Genomic DNA, 9,594 nt, shown 5'->3' on the forward strand with positions numbered 1-9,594 from the left:
ATCTTCACAGAAGCACTGGCACATGGCACGCTCCCCTGGACAGCCGACCATCAACGCAGATCCATTCTCTACAAATACTCGCCCGGCACACTGACCTATTCAGCGCGGTATTTGCCGCCAGATGTGGAAAACGCGCTCGACGAATTTACCCCCACACAACGCGCCCTGCTCGAGCCGCCCTACCGCACAAACCGCCCGCGCGTCACCCAATAATCCCATGAACGTCCTCATCCTCGGTGGCAGTGGTTTTCTCGGTCCTTATGTCGTCAAAGCACTCGAAGACCACCACCAACTTCGCGTCACCGACATCATGCCCATAGATACACCGCACGACACGCGGCAGGTCGATGTATCCGATTTTGCTCAAGTCATGTCCGCTGCCGAGGGCATGGACGTCATCATCAACTGCTCTGTTCAGCGCACACATCGCAAAATCGCTTTTGGCGTGAACACAATGGGAACGCACAACGCACTCTGCGCCGCAGTTGCGTATGGCATGAAACGCTTTATCAACACGGGACCGCGCTTCTCGCTCGTCGGGCCTTCCTATCTCGATTACGACCATACCATCTCTGAAAAAATCCCCCCACAACCCGGCACGGAACTCTATGCGATGAGCAAAGGCCTCGGCCTCGAAATCTGCCGACTCTTCAGCGAACACCATCCGCTACACATCCTCTCGCTCATCTTCTCGCGCTTTCGAAACCCCACCGCAGACCCACACAACACCGATGACAGCACCCTCAGCATATCGGCCAGAGATGCCGCACAAGCCGTTAAGTGCGCCATAGAAGTCGATCTCCAAACGCTTCCATCGCGCTTTGAAGTCTTCTTCATCACCACAGACCTGCCACACAATCGCTTCCCAAACACGCGCGCACGCTCAATACTCGGCTTTGAGCCCCGAGACAAACTCGAATCCTACTGGACAAAACCCGCCTAAATCACACATCATCACCCGGGCAAATCCCGCCCCTTTGTACAACCGGGTCCACCGGCCCCCAGATATCCAGAACTCGCCCCATTGGGATCATCCGTAACCCAAAACGAAAATAATCGCCCCGACTGCAAATAGAACCTGAATACTACAGGACGCCCGGAGACCGAAGACAAATTCTGACCAGAAGTCCACAAAATCTCGCAACAGGTGCGATCCACACAAAGCGGCACACACTGGTCCGCTCTTAAACCTTCGACCGAACGCCCATTTTCTTCCAGAACTTCCACCCGCAATTCACCCCTCGGTACCTCCACATTCACAAATAACCGATGCCCCTTAAAAACCACAGGGCGCGTGGTCAGCATACCGCCACTGGCACCTGCATCCATAGATGCAAAACCGTCCCTCCGAATAGTTGCCAACCCCGTACTCGCACCCGCATACATCACGCGCCGACTTCGCCCGATCTCCCCCACATCTGTCTTGCCGAGCTTTGGCGACTGGCCGGAAAAACCCGTAAAATAAATCCACACTTCATCCCCCACCACCATACAAACACCGCCCACCGCGTGCAAATACGCCCGATTCCAATCGCCAATACGGCGCGACGAGGCGAGAAAAGGTGTGCGGTTTGGGCGGCTAAAATGAAACCCATCGCGGCTATACCCCAGTTCCAAATCCATTGTTTTGGGTACACCCTTCTCTGCACAAATATCATTTTCAGGCCCGCGAAAAATTGCGAACAGCCCCAGCATCAAACTCTCATAAGGTGTTACATTCACATCGTAAAGTGCGACCCGGTGATCGGGCAGAGCGGGATCGGGCAGAGCGAGACTGTCGATGCGCTGCCAGAGAACCTCATCGCGCTCTTGATCCCATGTAGGCAAAAAATCATCACATTCCCGATAAAATCGCGCGCGCAAATTGGCACTCTGCCGCCGAATGCTCATACACCACTTTTTGCGAAATGGATTGTAAAAAAATGACGTATTATCGCCCACGGGTGTGGTCACAACGGGGTCGGACCAGTGAATTCCATCGGGCGATGTGTGCAACCAGCCCTCTGAGGCAGTCGCGTTTCCCCCTGTGTCATACCGATAATATTGAAACATCTTAAAGCGTTCTTCGGGTCTTTCTGCGTCATAGTCCAGCCACACCAGACACCCGTCTCGATCGTATCCATCCCGATTGGGCCATACGAGATTCGTACCGCGCACAACATCGAGATCTGGACGATCCCAGTGAATGCCATCCCGGCTTATTGCCAGTGCCGTACTGTGAAACCAGCCCGGCATGTACCACAGCTTAAACAACCCATCTTCGGGGTCGTACCACGCGCCGTCATTAAATGGTGCAGCCATCGGACAATAGCCATTGTCCATCTCTTCATCCGTCTCAGGACTCAGAACAGGGCTCGCCTCATGGATTTTTGCCTCGCCAAAAACCCTTGTCAGAGAAGTAGATGCAATCAAAAAATCATCCACAAATAACTGCCTGCCCAGATCGATGCAAATCACCTCTGGCGGATCGTCCAGATAGGGAATGGGAACAGGTGCCGGACCTCCCTCATCCACATTGCGAGGGGGCCAAGCTTCCGGCAACACAATCCCATTGTACAGCAATGCATTCATAATCTCATCCCATATTCTATTTCAGCGTCACAACCCCTTTGATATAGCTCTCATCGCCCGCCAAAATTTGTCCCATCAAAGCCGGATAATCTTCGAGCATTGCCGTATGTGTCACCAGCGGTTTGAGATCAATAATACCTTTGTGAATAAGGCGAATCGCAGGGCCAAAAGTATCTCGCAATTTTGAAGCCGGCGCGGAATTGACAACAGTAAATCCCCCCAAATGCCACTTTGTGGGATCAAAAGAGGCGGTCTGACCTTTGAGCCAGCCAAAGAGATTGATGCGCCCGCCGCGTTTCACAATATCGGTAGATAGATCCAATCCGGCCTGGCTACCTGAGGTATCGACAACCACGTCAATCTCTCTACTCTTGAGTTCGCGCGATAAATCCTGTAGATCAACCTCAGCCGTGTTATACACCTCTCCAACGCCGAGTTGTTGCGCGAGATCCAGACGACTTTGGACAATATCCAGAACGATCAAATCGTCGAGGGGATAGCGCAGAAGCCCTTGCAGGATTAACAAGCCCATAAATCCACAGCCGACGACCACAATGCGATTCCCGGGCTGAATCTGGCAATGGTCAATACCCGTAACAGCACAGGACACGGGTTCGACAATCCAGTATTCATCCGGCAAATCGGATTCCGGGATTTTGAAAACGCGCTGAGCGGATAAGTTGCGGATATTGGCAAAACCACCGCCAGCGACCCGGTCGCCCTCTTTGAAATCCGTGACACCAGCACCGATTTTGGCGACATAACCAACGCCTTCGTGCCCCGGAGGTGCCATCGGGTGCATCTGATTGCCGAGCTTAGCCGTAACCACATCCCACGAACATATCCCACATGCGCCGCCTTCAATTTGAACTTCGTTCTCTCCGGGATCTGACACTTCCCTTTCAAACAGTTCAATACTGCCATCGTCTAAGTAACGAAGCGTTTTATTTGACATTGTCTTCTCCTGTTATTTACGCACGTCGTTGATCAAACCAGGCGCGATAAGCCCGCACGCCGGATTCGAGATCGTATTTGGGCTCGTAACCGAGTTGATCTCTGGCAAGGGCAATATCGAGTGGCGCGCCGCGCTCGAGGTTGACGCCTGGGCCAACTTCATACCGGGGATTGCCCGGTGAATGCCGCCGCACGACTTCGATAATTTCGTCAATGGGATTGTACGTGCCCGTCGCAATATTAAAAGATCGGCTGGCCACATCTGTCGCCCTGAGCATGAGCAAAACACCCCGCGCGGCATCTTCGATATAAGTCCAATCGGCCTTTTGCTCGCGGCCTTGAGGCAGACTTACATCCTGCCCACTCAGACCGGCAAAAATGCGCGTATTAAAGCCCGCGTCCGGGCCAGGGGCATTGGGAGGACCATACAAAAAAAAGAGACGCGCACACAGAACATCGACGCTATAAGTCGCATAATACTGGTGGCAAAGATGTTCCGACATCGCCTTGGTCGCGCCATAGGGATCGCTGGGAATCATAGGCGTGTCTTCCGTCAGCGGTCCTTCTTGCTTGCCATAAACCGCACCGCTGGATACATAGACGACCTTCAACCCGCCAACCTGTCGCGCGACTTCGAGAATATTGTGCGTCCCCCCCACATTGACCTGTGTCGCAAAATGGGGATTGTCGCGCACATCCCCCCCCAAAAGCGCGGCCGTGTGAACAATACCCGTGAGATCCGAATTATTGCGCACAATTTCATTGATATGAGCGAAGCCCAGGATATTGCCTTCAACAAAGGTGATGCGATCAGACACATGGGACAAAAAATCGTCGCGCCGCTCAAACATATCAAAAGCAATGACATCTTCGCCCTCTTCGGCGAGGAGTTTGGCGACCCATGAACCGACAAAACCAGACCCTCCGGTAACGAGAATGGACATATTAATCTCCAAAAAATAAATAATGACAGTTTTTCGACCCTATGATAATTGCCCCCATGGGGGATGTCAACGGCTTTGTGCGAAAGGCTTGACTTTGGCAATGGATTTCGTAACCTCATACACGACCTGTATTCTTATATCACTATTACGGAGGACAACAATGGCAACAGTAAAACTGACCGTTCACGCAGGCCCACACAATCGGATCAACTGTCCGGTTTCGACTGTGGTCGAAACACCGGAAAGCGCGACAACGGCGACCTTGAGCACGGGAGATAGCGAAGTTCCCTGTCAGGTGACACCCGCGGGCGATGGTTTGCAGATCAATTTCATTGTCGATCATCTCGAAGCGGGAAAAACCGCCGAGTACGAACTCACACTGGGAAAAGAACCAGCGGACTCCGGACGCGGTGTGGAAGTCACACAAGGTGAAAATGAAGTATCTGTCTCGATTGGCGGCCAGCATTTTACGACCTATTGTCATGGCACAGAACTCGCGCGACCACTTTTACATCCCGTCATTGGACCTTATGGTGATCCGGTAACGCGGCGGTTGGCTACGCCAGCAGACGGACGGGAAATGGATCACCATCACCACCGCTCAATCTGGATTGCACACGGAGAAGTGAACGGTGCGGACAACTGGTCAGAAGGCGAATCTCACGGACGGATCTTGCACCGTGACTTTGAATTGCTCGAAAGCGGACCTGTTCTGGGGCGCATTGTATCAAATAGCGACTGGGTGGGCATGGATGGTTGGACAGGACCTCCGGGTAGAAATCGCGAGATTTTGGATCAGCGTGCAGAGTGGGTTGTGTACAACACACCCTCTTCTGTGCGAATCATGGATTTGCACCTCACGCTCATCGCCCGAAATATGGATGTGTTATTCGGTGACACAAAAGAAGGCGGTCTGGCGTCTATTCGCGTGGAAGAGACAATGGAGGTAAAACGCGACCTGGGCGGCAAAATCGAGAACGGCATTGGCGGCATTGATGAAGATGAGACCTGGGGAAAACGCGCGCCCTGGTGCCATTATTCAGGTCCAGTAAACGGCAATATAACAGGCGTTGCCATCATGGATCATCCCGACAGCTTTCGGCATCCCACGCACTGGCACGTACGCAATTACGGGTTGATGACAGCCAATCCTTTTGGACACTCGTATTTTTACGGCGACGAAAGCCGGCGCGGGCATCACACACTCTCGCAGGGCGAGTCGCTCGTCGGCATTTATCGCTATTATTTTCACAAAGGCGACGCCACCGATGGCAATATCCGCGAGCGGTATCACGACTTCGCCCACCCGCCGAAGGTTGAACAGGATTAAAGGATTAAATCATGGACCTCAATCTCACCGATAAAGTCGTCCTCATCACCGGGGGCAGTCGCGGCATTGGCCGCGCAACCGCATTGCGATTTGCCGCAGAAGGTTGCAATATCGCCTTGTGCGCGCGCGGGCAAGCGGGCATAGACAAAACACTCGAAGAAATTCGCGCACACGACGTCGAGGCATTTGGACTCGCGCTCGATGTAGCCGAACCCGGCGAAACCGAGCGATTCGTCAATGCAGCCGCAGATGAACTCGGCGGTGTTGATATCCTCGTCAACAATGTGGGCGGCACAGCCGGATCGCGCGAACTGCTCACCTCCACAGACGCCGACTGGCAACAAACCTTTGACCTCAACCTTTTTCACGCGGTTCGCGCCAGCCGCGCAGCTGTTCCCCACATGACCAAAAGAAATGGCGGCAGTATTGTCACCATCTCCTCCATATCGGGCTGGAAACCCGCAAACCGGGGCGCGCAATACGGCGCAACCAAAGCGGCTGAAATATTTCTCGCTGGCGCACTCGCGTGGGAATTGGCAGCACACAACATTCGCGTCAACACCGTCTGCCCGGGCTCGCTCCTTTTTCCTGGCGGCGGTTGGGAACGCTTCCAAAACGAAACACCGGAAGAATACGAAATATTCCGCACGCGCGAATTTCCCGCACAGCGACTCGGCACGGACTTTGAAGTCGCCGATGTCATCGTATTTCTCTCATCCGATCGCGCGAGTTGGATCAACGGCGCATCCATTCCCGTTGACGGCGCGCAGGGAAGACCCACGGCTTTTTGAATGCAATAAGCTGTTGTACAATGATAAATCGGGCATATCAAGTCATACGATATGCCCGATTTTGTGTTTAATAGGTAAATTTAAAGCCTGTGTAAAAACTTGAAGGTTGCTATCGCGCAAGAAATTTCTCTTGCCCTTTATGAAGTATAAATATATTTTTAGCTATAACTAAAAATATTTTAATTCTTACAAAAATTTAAAATTATATCAGAGTAAAAGTTATGACTCGCCCTCTCTATTTTTCTGATCTTGCCCGTGGTGTAACGCCCTTTCTCATCTATTTGTTATTCGTTGGATGTGGCAAATTGTTGACGACGGCACCTGATGATACAACAGACGCCCCTATGGACAATCCCCCTTCTATTATGGCGGCATTCGCCCGAGGCGACGAACAATTTGCCCGAATTTTTACCATTTCAGATGGGTTGGGCCCAATTTTTAATCAGCCGAGTTGTGAGACCTGTCATCCAGGAGATGGTCGAGGCACGCCAGCAACGGCACTGACGCGTTTTAGCATCAATGGAGATCTCGTGCCGACGCTGGGTGGACCGCAACTTCAGGATCGCAGCATTCCCGGGGTGGATCCCGAGACGATTCCACCTGGTGCTGAAACTTCGGTGCGAATGCCTCCCCCGGTTTTTGCACGGGGTTTAATGGAGTTTATTCCAGATGAAACAATTATCGCGCTTGCCGATCCCGAAGATGCAGACGGCGATGGGATTTCCGGACGTGTGAATTGGGTGAAACCACCAGATTTTGTTCCGCCTTATATGAATGGATCAGGACCTGGCATGGCAGTCGGTCGGTTCGGCCTTAAGGCCAATGTCGCATCCCTGTTGCACCAGATTGTGGCAGCTTATCACGACGACATAGGTATTACGACTGATTATATACCCGAAGAATCACTGCATCCACGGGTAGCTGATTTGTCTTTGAGCGATATTGCGCCAGACCCCGAGGTACCCGCGACTGAAGTGCTGGATGTATTGATGTACATTCGCACATTGGCTGTGCCCAAACGCGGCGATATTACCCCCCAGGTTCAACGAGGGGATATGCTTTTCAATCAGATAGGGTGTGCGTCTTGCCATGTACCCGTGTTAAAAACAGGTCCGAGCAAAATACCCTCTCTCAATTTTGTGGACGCGCCGCTTTATACTGATATGCTGTTGCACGACATGGGGCCAGGTCTGGCTGACAACAGAGCCGATTGGACTGCCAATGGACGCGAGTGGCGCACTCCTCCTCTTGTGGGTTTGCGCCTGGCGGCTGATAATTTGGGTGGCACCGTTCACTATTTGCACGATGGCCGCACAACCAATTTGAGTGAAGCTATTTTGACGCATGGCGGCGAAGCACAGGCTTCACGCGAGCGGTTTGCGGGATTGAGCGCAGAGGATAAAGAAGCACTGCTTGCGTTTTTGCTTTCGCTATAGGCACTATTATTATGAGTCGATCCGAATGCGAATCTCATCTGACGCGTCGCGAGTTCCTGGCGACTTCACATGTGCTGGTTGCCAGTGTGGCTTCTGCGTGTGCAACCGCGTCTGTTTACCGGATTGGCACTACAGATGGTCGGGTACTGATCAATCCGACAGACTACCCCGAACTGAGACATTCGGGAGGGATGATTCAGCTTCGTGTCAATGGGATTGCAGATCCTCTCATCCTTATCCGACAAAAAGACGCTTATCAGGCGTTTTCAGCTATTTGCACGCACTTGCGCTGTTTTGTTAGACCCTCAAGCCACTTCCTATTGTGTCCCTGTCATGGATCGATGTTTGATTTGGAAGGCAATGCCGTTCGCGGTCCTGCAGACCAACCTCTGGCGCGTTATAAAACAAAAATGTCTGCTGAAGGCATTGAGATTTCTATTGGATAAAGGCGGTATAGTGATGAAACGATTCTGTCAATCTTTGTTGGCATTGGCCATTTGTTTGGGTGCGCGTATCGATGCCCAAACAGAAGATGAAAACGCACCTCCACCCTTTGTAAAAGGTGGATCTTACGACAAACCCCATCTGTTTAAACTCGCTTCAGGCAGGGCAAATTTTGGTGGATATGCCGAGGCGCATTTTCGATTTGAGAAGACAAATGGTATTGTGGAAGAGCGCACATTTGTCCCCAAGCGGTTCAATATGTTTTTTCACTCTTTTGTATCTGAGCGTTTCAGGATGGCGGCTGAGTTGGAGTTTGAGGAAGGCACTGAGGAGATTTTGCTCGAGTTGGCTATTCTCGATTTTGAACTTCATCCAGCCCTCACATTTCGAGCAGGCATGTTGCTCTCGCCGCTGGGAAAATTCAATTTGGCCCACGATAGCCCATCCAATAAGATGACAGATCGCCCCCTGGTGAGTACCCAGATCATTCCAACGGCGTTATCAGAACCCGGCGCAGGGATTTTTGGCGCATTTTATCCTTCACCTTCAACGCGCCTGACGTATGAACTGTATGCTGTAAATGGTCTGGATAGTGATCTGGTAGGAGAGAGCGATGAGGGGACGCGCATTGCCGAAGGACGCCATAATGTCGAAGACAACAATAACAGCCCGGCACTTACCGGACGATTAGGCATTAGCCCAATACCCAAAGCAGATTTTGGGATCTCCTTTCACCGGGGGCAATATAACACGACGTTTTTAGAAGATATTTCGATAGATGAGGCCCGACATGTGACGATTTTTGCACTGGACGCTGATTATGCGTGGAACGCGTTTCAATTTTTGGGAGAATACGCTCGGGCATCCATAGATCTGCATCCTGGATTGATTGGATCAATTTATGCGTCCAGGCAGCAAGGTTTTTATATTCAAGGTAGTGCATCGTTTTTCAAAGATGCACTACCGACGATTCCAGATGGTTATTTTGAAGGTGTTGTTCGCTGCGATTGGATCGATTTTGATGCCGACCTGGTAGGGGATCACCAAACACGCCTGACATTGGGACTCAATTTTAGACCTTCACCGGATTCGGTATTCAAATTCAACTATCTCTACAATTGGAG

General features: G+C 51.8%; 10 protein-coding genes. 7 read left to right on the top strand and 3 right to left on the bottom strand.

The window, feature by feature from the left end; genetic code table 11:
* A partial coding sequence (locus tag OXG87_12645) for a hypothetical protein (GenBank protein ID MCY3870401.1) occupies positions 1-213 on the top strand: 213 nt, incomplete at its 5' end.
* 4 nt (positions 214-217) lie between these two features.
* The gene (locus tag OXG87_12650) at positions 218-943 is read left to right on the top strand and encodes an NAD(P)-dependent oxidoreductase (protein ID MCY3870402.1); all 726 of its coding nucleotides are present in this window, start codon (positions 218-220) and stop codon (positions 941-943) included.
* Positions 944-954: 11 nt separating this feature from the next.
* On the opposite strand, the gene OXG87_12655 is transcribed toward OXG87_12650, so the two are convergent.
* Genes OXG87_12655 through OXG87_12665 form a run of 3 tightly spaced genes read right to left on the bottom strand, consistent with a single transcriptional unit; the run spans position 955 to position 4,469 of the window.
* Positions 955-2,571 carry a glycosyl hydrolase family 32 gene (locus tag OXG87_12655; GenBank protein ID MCY3870403.1) on the bottom strand — a complete coding sequence of 539 codons (1,617 nt, stop codon included), beginning with the start codon at positions 2,569-2,571 and terminating at the stop codon, positions 955-957.
* Between the two features lie 16 nt (positions 2,572-2,587).
* A complete protein-coding gene (locus tag OXG87_12660; protein MCY3870404.1) occupies positions 2,588-3,526 on the bottom strand; it encodes a zinc-binding dehydrogenase in 939 nt (312 codons plus the stop codon).
* Between the two features lie 16 nt (positions 3,527-3,542).
* Positions 3,543-4,469 (bottom strand): NAD(P)-dependent oxidoreductase, encoded by a 927-nt coding sequence (locus OXG87_12665; GenBank protein MCY3870405.1) that lies wholly within the window; start codon positions 4,467-4,469, stop codon positions 3,543-3,545.
* A gap of 160 nt (positions 4,470-4,629) precedes the next feature.
* Between OXG87_12665 and OXG87_12670 the strand changes: the two genes are divergently transcribed.
* The 5 genes from OXG87_12670 to OXG87_12690 all read left to right on the top strand — a co-directional run.
* On the top strand, positions 4,630-5,799 hold the full coding sequence (locus OXG87_12670; protein ID MCY3870406.1) for a PmoA family protein: 1,170 nt from the start codon (positions 4,630-4,632) through the stop codon (positions 5,797-5,799).
* A gap of 11 nt (positions 5,800-5,810) precedes the next feature.
* On the top strand, positions 5,811-6,590 hold the full coding sequence (locus OXG87_12675; GenBank protein ID MCY3870407.1) for an SDR family NAD(P)-dependent oxidoreductase: 780 nt from the start codon (positions 5,811-5,813) through the stop codon (positions 6,588-6,590).
* Positions 6,591-6,811: 221 nt separating this feature from the next.
* Positions 6,812-8,026, top strand: coding sequence for a thiol oxidoreductase (locus OXG87_12680; GenBank protein MCY3870408.1), 1,215 nt, complete (start codon positions 6,812-6,814; stop codon positions 8,024-8,026).
* Between the two features lie 11 nt (positions 8,027-8,037).
* The gene (locus tag OXG87_12685; GenBank protein MCY3870409.1) at positions 8,038-8,472 is read left to right on the top strand and encodes a Rieske (2Fe-2S) protein; all 435 of its coding nucleotides are present in this window, start codon (positions 8,038-8,040) and stop codon (positions 8,470-8,472) included.
* Between the two features lie 13 nt (positions 8,473-8,485).
* A partial coding sequence (locus OXG87_12690) for a hypothetical protein (GenBank protein ID MCY3870410.1) occupies positions 8,486-9,594 on the top strand: 1,109 nt, incomplete at its 3' end.

The organism is Gemmatimonadota bacterium (genome assembly GCA_026706845.1).
GTDB lineage: Bacteria > Latescibacterota > UBA2968 > UBA2968 > UBA2968 > VXRD01.

Bases quoted from the DNA above. Each gene is read 5' to 3' on its own strand.
- OXG87_12670 (MCY3870406.1), top strand. From the start codon at position 4,630: ATGGCAACAGTAAAACTGACCGTTCACGCAGGCCCACACAATCGGATC.
- OXG87_12680 (MCY3870408.1), top strand. From the start codon at position 6,812: ATGACTCGCCCTCTCTATTTTTCTGATCTTGCCCGTGGTGTAACGCCC.
- OXG87_12685 (MCY3870409.1), top strand. From the start codon at position 8,038: ATGAGTCGATCCGAATGCGAATCTCATCTGACGCGTCGCGAGTTCCTG.
- OXG87_12650 (MCY3870402.1), top strand. From the start codon at position 218: ATGAACGTCCTCATCCTCGGTGGCAGTGGTTTTCTCGGTCCTTATGTC.
- OXG87_12675 (MCY3870407.1), top strand. From the start codon at position 5,811: ATGGACCTCAATCTCACCGATAAAGTCGTCCTCATCACCGGGGGCAGT.
- OXG87_12660 (MCY3870404.1), bottom strand. From the start codon at position 3,526: ATGTCAAATAAAACGCTTCGTTACTTAGACGATGGCAGTATTGAACTG.
- OXG87_12665 (MCY3870405.1), bottom strand. From the start codon at position 4,469: ATGTCCATTCTCGTTACCGGAGGGTCTGGTTTTGTCGGTTCATGGGTC.
- OXG87_12655 (MCY3870403.1), bottom strand. From the start codon at position 2,571: ATGAATGCATTGCTGTACAATGGGATTGTGTTGCCGGAAGCTTGGCCC.